Here is a 15,712-nt window from a genome sequence, read left to right as displayed (position 1 = left end):
CCGGTCATGGCAGTCACCGACGAGGCGATCGAGAAGATCAAGGACATGATCGTCTCCGGTGCCCTGCGCCCCGGTGACCGGCTGCCCAAGGAGAGCGAACTCGCCGCCGACCTCGGCCTGTCCCGCAACTCGCTGCGGGAGGCCGTACGGGCCCTGTCGCTGATCCGGATCCTGGACGTGCGACAGGGCGACGGCACCTACGTCACCAGCCTCGATCCGCAGTTGCTGCTGGAGGCCATGAGCTTCGTCGTGGACTTCCACCGTGACGACACGGTGCTGGAGTTCCTGGCCGTGCGCCGGATCCTGGAGCCGGCCGCGACCGCGATGGCGGCCTCCCGGATCAGCGAGCGGCAACTGGACGTCCTGTCGGCCCAGTTGGACGCGCTCGGTGCCGACCCCTCGGTGGAGGAACTGGTCGCCTGTGACCTGGAGTTCCACCGGGGCATCGTGCAGGGCGCGGGCAACTCCGTGCTGTGCTCGCTGCTTGACGGCCTGTCGGGCCCCACCACCCGGGCCCGGATCTGGCGGGGACTCACGCAGGAGGACGCGGTCGCCCGCACCCTGCGCGAACACCGGGCGATCCTCGCCGCACTGCGCGACCGGGACGCGGAGGCGGCCCGCTCCTGGGCCACCGTGCACATCGCGAGTGTGGAGCAGTGGTTGCGCAGCACTCTGTGAAATTCCTGTGCGGAGCGGGCCGGGCGCCCCGTCGGCAGGTGGGGTGTTCCGATGTGACGAACGGGGCAGTGATCCGTGCATCCCCCCGGCCCGGGGGGCTGCGGACGCCCCCGCCGGACGCCGTAAGGTTGGGACGTCAGGCGAGGGCACGTCGGAAGGAGGCACTGGGTGATCGAGCTGGAGGGGGTTCCCGAGCTGATCGACCCAGTCATGGTGGCCGCGTTCGAGGGCTGGAACGATGCCGGCGACGCCGCCTCCACGGCGGTCGCGCATCTGGAACGCGAGTGGAAGGGCGAGGTGTTCGCGGCGCTCGACGCCGAGGACTACTACGACTTCCAGGTGAACCGCCCCACGGTGTTCATGGACGGCGGAGTGCGCAAGATCACGTGGCCGACGACAAGACTGTCGGTGGTCCGGGTCGGCGGCGAGAAACCGCGGGACCTGGTACTGGTACGCGGCATCGAACCGTCCATGCGCTGGCGCTCGTTCTGCAACGAGCTGCTCGGCTTCGCGCACGAGCTGGGCGTGGAGCTGGTGGTCGTGCTGGGCGCCCTGCTCGGTGACACCCCGCACACGCGTCCGGTCCCGGTCAGCGGCGTCACGTCCGACCCGGACCTGGCCCACCGCATGGACCTGGAGGAGACCAAGTACGAGGGCCCGACGGGCATCGTCGGCGTCCTGCAGGAGGCGTGCACGCACGCGGGCGTCCCGGCGGTGTCGCTGTGGGCGGCCGTACCGCACTACGTCTCCCAGCCGCCCAACCCGAAGGCCACGCTGGCGCTGCTGAACCGGCTGGAGGACCTGCTCGACCTGCGCATCCCGCAGGGCGAGCTGCCCGAGGACGCGCGCGCCTGGCAGGTGGGCGTGGACCAGCTGGCGGCCGAGGACAGCGAGGTCGCCGAGTACGTCCAGACGCTGGAGGAGGCCCGGGACACCGCCGAGTTGCCCGAGGCCTCCGGTGAGGCGATCGCCCGCGAGTTCGAGCGGTATCTGCGGCGCCGGGACGTCGGCCCGCCGGGCGGGCACGCGACGGCGGACGGCGGGGACGCCTCGTACCTGCGGGACAGCCCCGGCGGCAAGGCCCGGCCACCGAGGCCGCCGAGGCCGGGAGCCCCCGGGACCACGGAAGGCTCCTCGGAGGGTTCCGCCGACGGCCCGGCGGACGGTCCCGCGGACGGCTCCGCCGAGGGGCCGGCCAAGGGTTCGTCCGAGGGCGGCGACGAGGACACGTCGGAGGACTGAGCCGACGGATCGGGACAACGTACGAAGGGGCGGTTCCCTTCCGGGAACCGCCCCTTCGTCGTACCTGCGGTTACAGGGCCACGCCGAGCAGGGCGTCGACCGCCCGGGTCACGAGACCGGGCGCGGCGATGTCGTCGCCGCCCTCCGCCTCCTGACGGGCCGCCCAGCGGTCCACGGCGGCGAGCGCCGCGGGGGCGTCCAGGTCGTTCGTGAGGGCCTCGCGGATCTCCTCCACCAGCGCATCGGCGGACGGGCCGTCGGGCCGGGAGACGGCGGCGCGCCAGCGGCCGAGGCGGTCCACGGCGTCCTGGAGCACCTGGTCGGTCCACTCCCAGTCGGAGCGGTAGTGGTGAGCGAGCAGGGACAGCCGGATGGCGGCCGGGTCGACGCCGTCCCGGCGCAGCTTCGACACGAAGACGAGGTTGCCCTTGGACTTGGACATCTTCTCGCCGTGCAGGGCGACCATGCCGGCGTGCACGTACGCCTTGGCCATGGGGAACTCGCCGGTGAGCACCTGGGCGTGCGAGGCGCCCATCTCGTGGTGCGGGAAGGCCAGGTCGGAGCCGCCGCCCTGGACGTCGAAGCCCATGCCGAGGTGGTCGAGGGCGATGGCCACGCACTCGATGTGCCAGCCGGGTCGGCCGCGGCCGAGCGAGCCGCCGTCCCAGCTGGGCTCGCCCTCGCGGGCGGCCATCCACAGCATCGGGTCGAGCGGGTTCTTCTTGCCCGGGCGGTCCGGGTCACCGCCGCGCTCGGCGGACAGCAGCCGCATCGCGGCCGCGTCCAGGCCCGAGACCTCGCCGAAGTGCGGGTCGGACTCGACGGAGAAGTAGGTGTCGCCCTCCAGCTCGTAGGCCGCGCCGAGGTCGCGCAGCCGCTCCACGAGCGGGACGATGCCGGGTATCGCCTCGACGGCGCCGATGTAGTGCTGGGGCGGGAGCATCCGCAGGGCGGTCATGTCCTCACGGAAGAGGACCGTCTCCTGCTCGGCGAGGGCGACCCAGTCGACGCCGTCCCGCTCCGCGCGCTCCAGCAGCGGGTCGTCGACGTCGGTCACGTTCTGGACGTAGTGAACCTGCCGCTTGGTGTCGAGCCACACGCGCTGAACGAGGTCGAACGCGTTGTAGGTCGCCGCGTGACCCATGTGGGTCGCGTCGTACGGCGTGATGCCGCAGACGTAGATACGGGCGACGGGACCGGGGTCGAGGGTGACGAGGCCGCCGGTCGCGGTGTCGTGGATCCTCAGGTCGCGGCCCTGACCAGGCAGGGCGGGGACCTCGGAAGCGGGCCAGGCATGCATGCCCATGAGCCTAACCGGCCACGAGCCGCCGATACGAACGGGATCAGGCCGGATGGCCTGTCGGGCCCTCTTGTACCTCGGCCCCGGATGTGCTCACACCGGCGGCCAGGGGATCGCCGGCCACTCCCCGCCCGGCTCCGGGTGGTGGCCGGCGGCGAGCAGTGCCTCGACACGCGCGCGCGTGGCATCGATTTCGGCCGTCGTGATGAGTCCGGCCAGCCGCACGGCCAGCTCCCCGCCGTCGGAAAGGGTCTCCTTCAGCCTTCGGAGCACCTCGACGGCCTCCGGGGTGAGCGGCTCACCGGCCCAGCCCCACAGCAGCGTGCGGAGCTTGTTCTCGACGTTGAAGGCGACCCCGTGGTCGATGCCGAAGAGCCGGCCGTCCGCGGTGGGCAGCAGGTGGCCGCCCTTGCGGTCGGCGTTGTTGATCACCGCGTCCAGAACGGCGAGGCGGCGCAGCCGCTCGTCGTCGGCGTGCACCAGCAGCGCGGTGCGGCCCTCGCCGACCTCGGCGAACCCGATCGCCTTCCAGCCCGGCTCGGGCTCCTCGCCGTCGACCAGGGCGAGCAGCTCGGCCTCGGCGCTCGCCTCGATCCACAGCTGGCACATGCCCTCGCCGTAGGGGCCGTCGCGCAGCACGGTCGGCGGGACGAGCCCCCAGCCCGTGGCCTCGGAGACCTCGTAGGCGGCCACCTCGCGGCCGGCCAGGGTGCCGTCGGGGAAGTCCCACAGCGGACGCTCGCCGGCGACCGGCTTGTACACGCAGGACGCTTCCTGCCCGTCGTACGCGACCGTGCAGAACAGTGCCGCGTTGGACGCCTCGCGGATGCGGCCGCGCACCTTCAGCTCACCGGTGGTGAGCAGTTCGGCGGCGGTCAGGCTCCGCGGCGGTATCCGTTCTGGCGCGGACATACGTGTCCTTCCGGGTCGAGCGGGAGGCTGCACAGCGGGCACGGCGGCCGCCCGGCGTTGACGACGTCCAGGGCGCGCTTGGCGAAGGCCCTGGCCTGCGCGCCGGTCAGCCGGACCCGCAGCATGGGGGGCCCGTTCTCCTCGTCCTGGAGCAGCCGCTCCTCGGCCTCGGCGAGGTCCTCCTCGGTGTCGGCGTCCAGCTCCACGAGGGCCTGGGCCTCCACGATCATGCGCTGTTCCTCGCCGTCCCAGGCCAGGGCCATGGTGCCGACCCGGAACTCCTCCTCGATGGGAGTGTCCAGCGGGCGGGTGTCGGCGATCTCCGTGGGGGCCATGGCGGGGACGGCCGCGCTGCCGCCACTGCGCCGCACGACCTCGTCCAGCAGCTCGTCCATGCGCTCGGCGAGCGCGGCCACCTGGGTCTTCTCCAGAGCCACGCTGGTCACCCGGGGGCCTGCGGTGGCCTGGAGGAAGAACGTACGGCGTCCGGGCAGTCCTACCGTGCCCGCCACGAAGCGGTCCGGCGGATCGTAGAGGAACACCTGACGGGACACGTCCTGTCTCCATTGGATTCGAGAGTGGGTGCGGTGCGGGCCGTGCGTGAAGGCGACTGTGCGGATCGCTTCACCCTACTGCGCCCGACGATCACGGTGCGCCCGCACCGCCCCCGACCGGTGCGTCTTCCCCCGGAGGTTCCTCGCGCGGGGCAAGGGAGGCGAAATCGCCGGTGTCGCCGAGACGAACGAGAAACGGCCTCAGGCGGGTGTAGCGGATCGCGGTGACGGAGCACGGTTCCACCGAGATCCGCTGGAACAGGTCGAGATGCAGTCCGAGGGCGTCCGCCACCAGTGACTTGATGATGTCGCCGTGCGAGCACATCAGGTAGACGGCGTCGGCGCCGTGGTCGCGCTCCACGCGCGCGTTCCACTCGCGTACGGCCTCGGCGGCGCGGGTCTGCATGGCCCGCATCGACTCGCCGCCGGGGAAGGCCGCGGCCGAGGGGTGTGCCTGGACGACCTCCATCAGCGGCTCGTCCTTCAGCTCGGCGAGCTTGCGGCCGGACCAGTCGCCGTAGTGGCACTCACCGATCCGTTCCTCGGTGTGGGCGCGCAGCCCGGGCCGGGCTTCCAGCAGCGGCCGTACAGTTTCCTGACAGCGTTCCAGGGGGCTGACGACGACCTCGGAGATCGCCAGCCCCTGGAGGCGTCCGGGCAGCGCGGCGGCCTGTGCGGCCCCCCGCTCGTCGAGGGCGACGCCTGGCGTCCACCCGGCGAGCACCCCCGAAGTGTTGGCGGTCGACCGTCCGTGCCTGACGAGGATCAACGTGGGCATGCCGCCCAGCGTAAGCGCATCACGACATGCGCAGGCGGCCGGGCGAGGGGAGAATGCGCTCCGTGATCGTGGACTGCGCCATCTACCGGGACGGTCACCGCGCCGAGGGCCCGGAGGACCTGTCCACCGCCCTCGACGACGCGCGGGCGGTCGGCGGGTTCGTGTGGATCGGGCTGTACGAGCCGTCGGAGCGGGAGTTCGGCCTGGTCACCCAGGAGTTCGCACTGCATCCGCTGGCGGTCGAGGACGCCTTGAAGGCGCACCAGCGGCCGAAGCTGGAGGTGTACGACGACTCGCTGTTCATGGTCCTCAAGCCGGTGGTGTACGAGCCCGAGAGCGACACCGTCTCGGCCGGCGAGGTCATGGTCTTCGTCGGCGACGGCTTCGTGGTGACCGTGCGGCACGGCGAGGGATCGCCGCTCGCCGCCGTGCGGCACCGGCTGGAGGAGGACCCGGAGATACTGGCCAAGGGTCCCACGGCGGTGCTGTACGCGATCGCCGACGCCACCGTCGACCACTACCTGGAGGTGGCGACGGAGCTGCAGACCGACCTGGAGGAGCTGGAGGCCGAGGTGTTCCAGCCGGAGCGCGGCGACACCCGCCACACCGCGTCCCGGATCTACACCTTCAAGCGGCAGGTCCTGGAGTTCCGCCGGGCCACCGGGCCGCTGGCGGTGCCGCTGACCCGGCTGGCGGGCACCGGCGCGCTCGGCGTCGCGGTGCCCTTCGTGCACGAGAAGGCGCGGCCCTTCTTCCGGGACGTGAACGACCACCTCGCGCGCGTGAACGAGTCCGTGGAGGGCCTGGACCGGCTGGTGTCGGACATCCTGTCGGCGCATCTGGCGCAGATGAGCGTGCGGCAGAACGACGACATGCGGAAGATCTCGGCGTGGGCGGCGATGGCCGCGATCCCCACCATGATGGCCGGGATCTACGGCATGAACTTCGACCACATGCCCGAGCTGCACTGGCTGTGGTCCTACCCGGCGGTGATCCTGCTGATGGCCGGCCTGGAGGTGCTGTTGTACCGGACCTTCAAGCGGCGCGGCTGGCTGTGAGCGCGGCTCAGGCGTACTCGGGGGCGGGGGTGGCCGGCCCGCCGAGGGCGTTGCGGCGCTCGGGCATGCGCAGGCTCACCATGCGGTGCCAGCCGGCCAGCCGCTCGTAGGCGTACACGGCGTGGACACCGGCCGCGAGCGCCGCCGACCTGGCCCGGGACCAGCCGAGGACACGGCCCATGAGGGCCGTCACGGCGAGGCTGACGTCGCGGTAGACGCGGATCTCGGCCAGCGCGCACTCGCGCAGGGTCCGCTGGATGAGCCGGCCGTGTCCGGCGGCGGCGAAGCGGAGCAGTTCCTCGTGGGCGTAGGCGAGGTGGTTGTCCTCGTCGCCCGAGATCATCCGTACCGCCCTGCCGACCTCGGGATGGTCGCCGAAGTACCTGCGGAGCATCTCCATCTGTTCGGACGCCCGCTGTTCGGTGACCCGGCTGTGGGCGAGGTAGACGATGACGTCCCGCACGGTGAGCGGCTCGTCCCGCTCGAGCTTCTCGTGGGCCAGCCCGATGCCCGCGCGCTCCAGGAGCATGGTGTAGTCGGTCTCGGGCGGGACCGGGACCGGGGTGAGGCCGCGCTTCTTCAGCAGGGCGTCGAAGATGCGCGCGTGCTTGTCCTCGTCGGCGCCGTGCCGGGCGATCTTGGGGGCCATCGCCCGTTCGCTCCGCGGTACCAGTGCGGAGATCCGGCCGTTCTCCCAGCCGCCCTGGGACTCCCCGCCGGCGGCGATGGAGCAGAAGAGCCGGAAGGACTCGTCGTCGTCGAGGATCTCCTGGAACAGACTCTTGGCCGAGAACATGGCAGACACCTCTCTGCAGGATTCCGCAAAGAACGAGTCAAATGCGGACAGAGGGGAGCCGCAACAGCTGTGCGGGTCGACTCGGCCGAAAGGTGGAGCGCCGGGGTCGTAACCGCGCGGCGCCCGGCGCGTTGTTCCCCGTGACGGCCGTGGCGGGGAAGACCCCCGAGCCCCCACCACGGCCGCAGAAGTCCCACCTGTCAGGCGAGCCCGGCGCGCTCCATGGCCTCGGTGCCGGCCCGCAGGGAGGCGAGCCGCTCGTCCAGCGTGAAGCCGGCGGGGGCGAGGGTCAGGGTGGTGACCCCGGCGGCGGCGTAGGCCTTCATGCGGTCGGCGATGCGCTCCACCGAGCCGAGCAGCGTGGTCTTGTCGATGAGGTCCTGCGGGATGGCCGCCGCGGCCCCCTCCTTGTCCCCGGACAGGTACTTGTCCTGGATCTCGGCGGCCTCCTTCTCGTACCCCATGCGCTGGGCGAGCTGGTTGTAGAAGTTCTGCTTGCGGCTGCCCATGCCGCCCACGTACAGCGCCGTGTAGGGGCGGAAGGTGTCCGCCAGCCGGGGCACGTCCTTGTCCTCGCCGACGGCGAGCGGCAGCGTCGGGCAGATGTCGAACCCGTCGAGGGTCTTGCCGGCCTTCTCCCGGCCCGCCCGCAGGTACTTGACGGCGGTGTCCTCGAGGTGCTCGGCGGAGGGGAAGATCAGCAGCGCGCCGTCGGCGATCTCGCCGGTCTGCTCCAGGTTCTTGGGGCCGATGGCGGCGATGTACAGCGGGATGTGCTCGCGCTCCGGGTGCACGGTCAGCTTGATCGGCTTGCCCGGACCGCCGGGCAGCGGCAGCGTCCAGTGCTCGCCCTCGTACGACAGCCGCTCGCGCGTCATCGCCTTGCGGACGATCTCCACGTACTCGCGCGTACGGGCCAGCGGCTTGTCGAACTTGACGCCGTACCAGCCCTCGGAGACCTGCGGCCCGGAGACGCCGAGGCCGAGCCGGAAGCGGCCCTTGGACAGCGAGTCCAGCGTCGCCGCGGTCATCGCCGTCATCGCCGGCTGCCGGGCCGGGATCTGGAAGATGGCCGAGCCGACGTCGATGCGCTCGGTCTGGGCGGCGACCCAGGTGAGCACCGTGGCCGCGTCGGAGCCGTACGCCTCGGCGGCCCAGCACACGGAGTAGCCGAGCCGCTCGGCCTCCTGCGCCACGGCCAGATTGTCCGCGTCCATCCCGGCACCCCAGTAGCCGAGGTTGATCCCGAGCTGCATGGCCGATCCCCTTACCCATGAGTAACGTCCCTTGGCGGAGACCATAGCGCGGGGCCGGGGCCGACGGGCAGGGCAAGCCCGGGACCGGAGGGCACCCGGCACGGCCGATCACGCCGGACGGAGTTGTCCACAGGGAACCCACCGCACCAGTTCTGGCCAGTAATCTCGCGCACATGGAGCAGAGGCATCTCGGCCGCACAGGCCTTCGCGTGTCCCGGATCGGGCTCGGCACCCTCACCTGGGGCCGGGACACCGACGAGCACGACGCCGCGGACATGCTGAAGGCGTTCTGGGAGGCCGGCGGAACCCTCGTCGACACCGCGGACGTGTACGGCGACGGCGAGGCCGAGTATCTGCTCGGGCAGTTGACCGGCGGTCTGGTGCCGCGCCGGGACCTGGTGATCTCGACCAAGGCGGGCAGCGTCCCCGACCCCGACCGGCGCTTCGACGGCTCCCGCGGCCACCTGCTCGCCGCGCTGGACGCCTCGCTGGCCCGGCTCGGCACGGACTACGTCGACATCTGGCACGTCCACGCCTTCGACCCCGACACCCCGCTCGAGGAGACTCTCCAGGCCCTCGACCTGGCGGTGAGCAGCGGTCGCGCCCGGTACGCGGGCGTCTCCAACTTCTGTGGCTGGCAGCTCGCCAAGGCGGCCACCTGGCAGCTCGCCGCACCCGGCACCCGCACCCGGCTGGCCAGCACCCAGCTGGAGTACTCGCTGCTGCAGCGCGGCGTCGAGCGGGAGGTGCTGCCCGCCGCGCTCGACCTGGGCGTCGGCCTGCTGCCCTCCTCCCCGCTGGGCCGCGGCGTACTCACCGCCAAGTACCGGCACACCACTCCCCCGGACTCGCGCGGCGCCTCCGAGCATCTGGCGCCCTTCGTCGCGCCGTATCTCGACGACACCGCGACGCACATCGTGGACGCGGTGCAGACGGCCGCCGACGGGCTCGCGGTCACCCCGCTGCAGGTGGCCCTCGCCTGGGTCCGGGACCGGCCCGGAGTGGCCGCCCCGATCGTCGGCGCACGCAACGCGCAGCAGCTCACGGCGGCGTTGTCAGTGGAGGCGCTTAGTCTTCCTGACGAGATCTGCCGGGCGCTCGACGATGTGTCGGCGCCCGTGCACCGCTATCCCGATCACGACTGGAGCACGCTGTGAGCACGGAGCCGGAGACCACGGAGGACACCGGGCCGGGGACCCCGGAGAACCCGGAGCAGGACACGGCGGCCGGCGACAGCCGTGGGACCACCGCTGCCGAGACCGCGGAGGGCGAGATCACCGCCGGCGGGACGGCCGGGGGCGAAGCCGCGCCCGGGCGGTCGGAGGCCGAGGCCGAGCTGGCCGCGCAGCAGGTCGAGCGGGAGCGGATCGAGCGGCGCAAGGCCGAGAGGACAGCGCCCATCGAGAGCGGCACCAAGCTGAGCGGCAAGGCCGCCGACCTGCTCGCCGCGATCCGCGCGGTGGAGAGCGGCGAGAGGCCGGTCGCCACGGCCTTCACCGAGCCGGCACCCGCCCCGCGGCGCCCCGCCCCGGAGCCCGTACGGCGTCCCCAGCCCACGCCGGCCGCCGCCGCACCCGCTGCCCCCGCCGCCGAGGCCGTCGAAACCGTGCGACGTGTGCTGCGCGAGGGCGGCGCACCCGAGGCTCTCGCCCCCCAGGTGGCCACAGCCCTCGGCGAGGGCGCCGACACGGCGCTGCGGGAGGACCCCTGGCAGCTGCTGCGGATCGGCGGCGTACGGCCGGAACAGGCCGACGGGTTCGCGCGGGCGCTGCTCGGCGAGGCGTGCGGTCCGGACGACGGACGGCGGGTCCGCGCGTTGACCGTCTGGCTGCTGGAGCAGGCGGCGCTGGCCGGGCACACCGCCCTGGAACTGCCGGCGCTCACCGGGGCCCTGGCCCGGCGGGGCGTGCCCGACGCGGACGCGGCCGTGCAGGACACCATCGCCGAGGGCGAGGCGCTGGTCTTCCAGGACGCCCTGGAGGAGCCCGGCGCCCCGGCCCCGCAGGAGGCGGACGGCGAGGAGGAGGAGCGCCCGGTCCGCGTCCTCGTCGGCCTGGAGCGGTACGCGCTCGCCGAGGAGAGCCTCGCCGACGGCCTGGCCCGCCTGGTCAACTCGCCGTCCGAGGAAGCTGCCGAGCGGTGGGAGGAGGCCGCGGCCGGGGCGACCGGCGGTGCTGCCGAGCTGGCCCGGGCGGTCGCCGGGCACGGCCTGGTGCTGCACACCGGCGGCGAGGCGGCCCGCGCCGAGCCGGCCGCCCTGCTCGGCGCCGCCCGCGCCGCCGGTCTGCGGGCCTTCGCCGTCTGCCACACCGCTGTCGGCAGCCGTCGCCTCGCCGCATTGGTGGGCGAAGGAGCGGAGGAGGCCATGGGCACCGTCGCCGGTCTCCTGTCCGGAGCCGAGGGACCCGGCCGGGACGCGGACGGTGCCCTGGACCTCGACCTGCTGATCGTGCTCGACGCGCCGCAACTCGACGTGGAGGGCGCCGCGATGCTGGTCGAGTCGCTGCCCGACGGCGCCCGCCTGGTGCTGAGCGGTGACCCCGCCGTGCTGTGGTCGGCCGGGCCCGGGCGGGTCTTCGCCGATCTGCTCGCGGCCCGTGCCTGCCCCCAGATCGCCTCCCGCACCCCGGACCCCGGCCCGCTCGGCGAGTTGGTCTCCGGCGTCGGCGCCGGCGAGCTGAACCAGGTCGAGGCACCCGGCAAGGAGATCGTCATCGTCCCGGTGCGGGACGCCGGCGAGGCCGTGCACCGCACCGTGCAGCTGGTCGCGGACTCGGTGCCGCGGGCCCTCGGTGTGCCGGCCGAGCAGACCGTGGTGATCACCCCGGGCCACGGTGGCGCGGCGGGCACCCGGGCGCTCAACTCCGCTTTGAAGGAACGCCTCAACCCGGGCCCCGGCCGCTTCGGCGGCTTCGACGCCGGTGACCGGATCGCCTACTCCCCCGCCCCGGGCCGTACGGTGCCGGGCCGGGTGGTGAACGCCGACGCCGACGGGCTGCACCTGGAGTGCGCGGGCGCTCCGGTCGTCGTACCGCGGGAGCGGGTGGAGCAGTGCGTACGGCACGGCTGGGCGCTGACCGCGCATCAGGCGGTGGGCGGCCGCTGGCCGGCCGCGGTGGTAGTGCTGCCCGGCGACGCCGCGCAGACGCTCAGCAGGCCGTGGGTGTACACGGCGTTCGGCCGGGCGGAGCGGCACCTGTCGGTGGTGCACGGTGTGGAGCAGGCCCTGCCGAAGGCGGTCGCCGAGGTCTCGGCCAAGCCCCGTACGACCCGCCTGCTGACGCTGCTGCGCACGCAGGTCCCGTCGGCCGGCTGACGTCTTCTCCGCCGCAGTGGCGGATCACGGCGGTGCCGTACGGGCTTCCGGCCCCACGGCACCGCCGCCTCACCTCACCGCTCGGCGTCGATCGGCTCCAGGTCCTCGTCCTCGTCGCCGTCGAACTCGAGGTCGTCCTCCTCCTCGATGTCGTCGGTGGCGTCCTCGTCGAACACCGCGCTGACGTCGAACCGGCACACCACCCGCTCCGGGTCGGCCTGCTCGAACGGCGCCTCCAGCCACTCCCCGGGCTCGGCCGGCTCGTCGGCGGCCGTGACCCAGAGCGTGGAGTCACCCTCCTCCAGGCCGAACTCCTTGTGCCGGGAAGCGATCTCGTCCGGTTCGAACTCGCCGAACAGAACTCCCAGCGCCCCATGGACCGTGCCGGCGGTGTCCTCCCCCGCGCCGCCGTCGTCCTCGTGCTCCACCGCTTCGACCCGCTGGGCCTGCGCCAGCAGCCGCTGGGGCTCCGCCACGGCGTAGTCCCGCCGGATCAGCACACTGATCGCGTTCGGTTCCTCGGGGCCCGCGTACGGCGGCAGCGAGTCGTCGGCGCCGGGGATCTCGAAGGGCGTGACCTCGTCGTAGCGGTCGTAGAGCAGTTCGTCGTACACCTCGGCGGCCGCGGCCAGCTCGTTGAACGCCTCGTAGACGGCCTGGTCGTCCTCCCCCGACCTGCGTTCGACCGCCGCCAGGTGGCGGTCGAGCGCGGTCTTGACCGCCTCGGCGGCGGCGCGTACCTCGGCAGCGGTGGGCTGCGCAGCATCAGACATAGTGCAGACGCTATCCGTACCGGGCACCAGCCCGCACAATAGATGCGATGCCGGAATACGAATTTGTCGACGTGTACGTACCGCGTGGGGTGTCCCGCAAGGAGGCGACACGTCTGCTGACGGACCATGCCGAGTACGGAAACTGGGAGTTGGACCGACTGAGCCTGCTGCGAGACGGCAGCCGCAGGGTGCGGTTGCGCCGACGGATCATCCGCCAGGTGCGGGCCACCTGGTGAGGCAGCACGCATGAACGGAGCGGGCCCCGCCGTCCTGGCAGGGCCCGCTCCGTTTTCCGGCCGCTGTCGCGCTACGCCGAGGCCCGGGCCTTGCGGTACAGCACGGCGCCCGCGAGCAGCGCGCCCGCGCCCGCCGGCAGCGCGAGGCCCAGCGGCAGGTCACTGCCGGTGTGGGCGAGCTGGGCGGTGTTCAGGTATGCGCTGGACCGTCCGCCCTGCTGCCCGACCTGGGACGAGCCGTGGGAGGTGTGACCGCCGCCCGCGTGCGGGGTCCCCGGCCGGCCCGGAGTTCCCGGGTGCCCCGGCTGACCGGGCGTGCCCGGGTGACCAGGCGTACCGGGGTGGCCCGGGGTGCCGGGGTGGCCCGGCTGACCGGGCTGTCCCGGGTGTCCCGGCTGACCCGGGTGTCCGGGATGGCCCGGCTCGCTCGGCTGCCCGGGGTTGTCGTGTCCGCCGCCCGGCGGCAGGCTCTGGTGACCGCCGCCGTTGGCACAGTCGTTGCCCGTGGTGGCGTTGCCCGCCCCGACGACGTCCACGCTGTTGCCGCAGACGTTCACCGGGACGTCGATCGGCACCTGGACGGTGTTGCCCGAGCCGACGCCCGGCGAGTCGCCGGTGTGGCCGCCCGCGTGCGAACCGCCGGAGCCGCCGTGGCTGTTCGAGTCGCCGTAGCCGCCCGCGTCGCTGCCGCCATGATTGGCGCATTTGTTGCCCATGGCCGGGTTGAGGACCCCGACCACGTTCACGGTGTTGCCACAGACGTTCACCGGCGCGTGCACCGGTGCCTGCACCGTGTTGCCGGACAGTACGCCGGGCGAGCCGGCCGCGGAGCCGATCGCGCCCGAGTCGGCCTGGGCGTAGCCGCTCGCGGCGGCGATCACACCGGTGGCGGCCGCCATGGTCATCAAACCCTTGCGGGTGCTCTGTCGCATTTCTGGATTCCCCCCTGCCTTCGATTCTCCGTGCATTCCGCGAAAAGGAGTTCCGCGGGAAAAGGCCGGTCGGCCTCGGAGCGCATGGCGCGCGCTCCGAGGCCGACGGCTCGTGATGAACGCCCCTCAGAAAGTCGGCGTCAGTCGTTGATGCAGGTGTTGCCGAAGGCGGGGTTCAGGAGCCCGATCACGCTGATCGTGTTGCCGCACACGTTCACCGGGACGTGCACGGGCACCTGGACGACGTTGCCGGAAATGACGCCCGGCGAGTGCACGGCGGCACCCTGGGCACCCGCGTCGGCAACAGCCAGGCCCGCGCCGGCGAGAACCAGACCACCGGTGGCAGCGGCGGCAGCGACGACCTTCTTGATCATTATTCCTCCTTGTAGGCAAATGCGATCCACAGTGCGGCATCGCATCACCTGTAACGAGGAGGGAGTAATGGAGCTACGAGCTTATCGTCGCATTCACTCTTCTCAGGAGATCTCGTACGGGCGCCCGAATACCTGGGCCCAAGACTTCACGAGGCGTCGATGAACCGGTCAAGCACTCGCACGCCGAACTTCAGCCCGTCCACCGGCACGCGCTCGTCCACGCCGTGGAACATGCCGGCGAAGTCCAGCTCCGGCGGCAGCTTGAGCGGCACGAAGCCGAAGCCGCGGATGCCGAGGTCGTCGAAGGACTTGGCGTCGGTCCCGGCGGAGAGTGTGAAGGGGATCGCCTTGGCGGTCGGGTCCTCGGCCAGCAGCGAGGACTGCATGGCCTCGACGAGCGCCCCGTCGAAGGTGGTCTCGATCGCCTTGTCGGCGTGCACGTCCTCGCGGCGGATGTTGGGCCCGAGCAGCCGGTCGAGGTCGGCGAGGAACTCCTCCTCGTGGCCCGGCAGGAACCGTCCGTCGATGTGTGCGGTGGCCTCGCCGGGGATGACGTTGACCTTGTAGCCGGCGTTCAGCTGGGTGGGGTTGGCGGTGTTGGACAGGGACGCGCCGATCAGCTTCGCGATCCCGCCGAGCTTGGCCAGGGTGGCCTCCATGTCCTCCGGGTCCAGCTCGGTGCCGAGCGCGTCGCCCAGCTCGTCGAGGAAGGCCCGGGTGGTCTTGGTGACCCGCACCGGGAACTTGTGCCGGCCGACCCGGGCGACAGCCTCGGACAACTCGGTGATGGCGTTGTCCCGGTGGATCATCGACCCGTGTCCGGCAGTGCCGGCCACGGTCAGCTTCATCCAGTGCATGCCCTTCTGGGCTGTCTCGATCAGGTACAGCCGCCGCTGCTCGTTCACCGTGAAGGAGAAGCCACCCACCTCGCTGATCGCCTCGGTGACGCCCTCGAACAGGTCCGGGTGCCTGTCGACCAGATGCCGGGCGCCGTACGTGCCGCCGGCCTCCTCGTCGGCGAGGAAGGCGAGGACGATGTCCCGCGGCGGCCGCCGCCCGCTGCGCAGCCGGTCGCGCACGACCGCGAGGGTCATGGCGTCCATGTCCTTCATGTCGACGGCCCCGCGCCCCCAGACGCACCCGTCGGCGACCTCACCGGAGAACGGGTGGTGGGTCCAGTCGTCGGCGTTGGCCGGTACGACGTCCAGGTGGCCGTGGATGAGCAGTGCGGGCCGGGAGGGGTCCTCGCCCTCGATCCGGGCCACGGTGGAGGCGCGCCCCGGGTGGGACTCGAAGATCTTCGGCTCCAGCCCGACCTCGGCGAGCTTCTCCGCGACGTACTCGGCGGCCTTGCGCTCGCCGGGGCCCGAGTGGTCGCCGTAGTTGCTGGTGTCGAACCGGATCAGCTCGCGGCAGAGGTCCACGACCTCGTCCTCGCCGGTGACGCCCTTGGCCGTGTCCGTCTCGCTCACGCTGCGTCCTTCCGCTGTCTGCTGGTGATCCCCCT

Annotated in this window: 16 protein-coding genes; 6 read left to right on the top strand and 10 right to left on the bottom strand. The window is 72.4% G+C overall.

The genetic code is table 11. The features are described from left to right. Window positions 1–6 precede the first annotated feature (6 nt). Together FB157_RS24515 and FB157_RS24510 are read left to right on the top strand one after the other, a co-directional pair. Window positions 7–678, top strand: a complete 672-nt coding sequence (locus FB157_RS24515; RefSeq protein WP_145882778.1) for a FadR/GntR family transcriptional regulator — start codon at window positions 7–9, stop codon at window positions 676–678. A gap of 168 nt (window positions 679–846) precedes the next feature. Further along, entirely contained in the window at window positions 847–1,920 is a 1,074-nt protein-coding gene (locus FB157_RS24510) for a PAC2 family protein (protein WP_145882777.1), read from the top strand. A gap of 70 nt (window positions 1,921–1,990) precedes the next feature. Here the strand turns inward: FB157_RS24510 and mshC are convergent, their stop codons facing one another. The 4 genes from mshC to FB157_RS24490 all read right to left on the bottom strand — a co-directional run bounded on the left by mshC (window position 1,991) and on the right by FB157_RS24490 (window position 5,464). Next, on the bottom strand, window positions 1,991–3,220 hold the full coding sequence (mshC, locus tag FB157_RS24505; protein WP_145882776.1) for a cysteine--1-D-myo-inosityl 2-amino-2-deoxy-alpha-D-glucopyranoside ligase: 1,230 nt from the start codon (window positions 3,218–3,220) through the stop codon (window positions 1,991–1,993). Window positions 3,221–3,313: 93 nt separating this feature from the next. Continuing rightward, a complete protein-coding gene (locus FB157_RS24500) occupies window positions 3,314–4,132 on the bottom strand; it encodes an SCO1664 family protein (protein ID WP_145882775.1) in 819 nt (272 codons plus the stop codon). After that, window positions 4,096–4,686 carry a DUF3090 domain-containing protein gene (locus FB157_RS24495; protein ID WP_145882774.1) on the bottom strand — a complete coding sequence of 197 codons (591 nt, stop codon included), beginning with the start codon at window positions 4,684–4,686 and terminating at the stop codon, window positions 4,096–4,098. The genes FB157_RS24500 and FB157_RS24495 overlap by 37 nt, the downstream gene beginning before the upstream one ends. A 91-nt stretch (window positions 4,687–4,777) precedes the next feature. Then, the gene (locus FB157_RS24490) at window positions 4,778–5,464 is read right to left on the bottom strand and encodes a histidine phosphatase family protein (RefSeq protein WP_145882773.1); all 687 of its coding nucleotides are present in this window, start codon (window positions 5,462–5,464) and stop codon (window positions 4,778–4,780) included. A 62-nt stretch (window positions 5,465–5,526) separates the two neighbouring features. Here FB157_RS24490 and corA point away from each other — a divergent pair, with 62 nt between their 5' ends. Continuing rightward, window positions 5,527–6,522, top strand: a complete 996-nt coding sequence (gene corA / locus FB157_RS24485; protein ID WP_186581664.1) for a magnesium/cobalt transporter CorA — start codon at window positions 5,527–5,529, stop codon at window positions 6,520–6,522. 7 nt (window positions 6,523–6,529) lie between these two features. On the opposite strand, the gene FB157_RS24480 is transcribed toward corA, so the two are convergent. Both FB157_RS24480 and FB157_RS24475 read right to left on the bottom strand, forming a co-directional pair. Then, window positions 6,530–7,318 carry a ferritin-like domain-containing protein gene (locus tag FB157_RS24480; RefSeq protein WP_145882771.1) on the bottom strand — a complete coding sequence of 263 codons (789 nt, stop codon included), beginning with the start codon at window positions 7,316–7,318 and terminating at the stop codon, window positions 6,530–6,532. A 200-nt stretch (window positions 7,319–7,518) separates the two neighbouring features. Continuing rightward, the gene (locus FB157_RS24475; protein ID WP_145882770.1) at window positions 7,519–8,574 is read right to left on the bottom strand and encodes an LLM class F420-dependent oxidoreductase; all 1,056 of its coding nucleotides are present in this window, start codon (window positions 8,572–8,574) and stop codon (window positions 7,519–7,521) included. Between the two features lie 173 nt (window positions 8,575–8,747). Between FB157_RS24475 and FB157_RS24470 the strand changes: the two genes are divergently transcribed. Next, on the top strand, window positions 8,748–9,731 hold the full coding sequence (locus tag FB157_RS24470; RefSeq protein ID WP_145882769.1) for an aldo/keto reductase: 984 nt from the start codon (window positions 8,748–8,750) through the stop codon (window positions 9,729–9,731). After that, entirely contained in the window at window positions 9,728–11,890 is a 2,163-nt protein-coding gene (locus tag FB157_RS24465) for a helix-hairpin-helix domain-containing protein (protein ID WP_145882768.1), read from the top strand. Before FB157_RS24470 ends, FB157_RS24465 begins: the two co-directional genes overlap by 4 nt. Window positions 11,891–11,964: 74 nt before the next feature. On the opposite strand, the gene FB157_RS24460 is transcribed toward FB157_RS24465, so the two are convergent. Further along, window positions 11,965–12,663: a hypothetical protein gene (locus FB157_RS24460; protein WP_145882767.1), complete on the bottom strand. Its 699-nt coding sequence runs from the start codon at window positions 12,661–12,663 to the stop codon at window positions 11,965–11,967. A gap of 47 nt (window positions 12,664–12,710) precedes the next feature. Between FB157_RS24460 and FB157_RS24455 the strand changes: the two genes are divergently transcribed. Beyond that, complete coding sequence (locus FB157_RS24455) at window positions 12,711–12,899, top strand: DUF5703 family protein (RefSeq protein WP_145882766.1); 189 nt, start codon at window positions 12,711–12,713, stop codon at window positions 12,897–12,899. A gap of 71 nt (window positions 12,900–12,970) precedes the next feature. On the opposite strand, the gene FB157_RS49455 is transcribed toward FB157_RS24455, so the two are convergent. From FB157_RS49455 to FB157_RS24440, 3 genes are all read right to left on the bottom strand, one after another. Further along, window positions 12,971–13,831: a chaplin family protein gene (locus FB157_RS49455; protein WP_145882765.1), complete on the bottom strand. Its 861-nt coding sequence runs from the start codon at window positions 13,829–13,831 to the stop codon at window positions 12,971–12,973. A gap of 140 nt (window positions 13,832–13,971) precedes the next feature. Further along, on the bottom strand, window positions 13,972–14,205 hold the full coding sequence (chpH, locus tag FB157_RS24445) for a chaplin ChpH (RefSeq protein WP_145882764.1): 234 nt from the start codon (window positions 14,203–14,205) through the stop codon (window positions 13,972–13,974). A 146-nt stretch (window positions 14,206–14,351) separates the two neighbouring features. Continuing rightward, on the bottom strand, window positions 14,352–15,677 hold the full coding sequence (locus FB157_RS24440; RefSeq protein WP_145882763.1) for a M20/M25/M40 family metallo-hydrolase: 1,326 nt from the start codon (window positions 15,675–15,677) through the stop codon (window positions 14,352–14,354). Between the last annotated feature and the right edge of the window lie 35 nt (window positions 15,678–15,712).

It is taken from the genome of Streptomyces sp. BK340, from assembly GCF_007827595.1.
In the GTDB taxonomy this organism is placed as follows: domain Bacteria; phylum Actinomycetota; class Actinomycetes; order Streptomycetales; family Streptomycetaceae; genus Streptomyces.
Note: the sequence above shows the minus strand (reverse complement) of the source record. Positions and strands in the feature narration are given on the sequence as shown.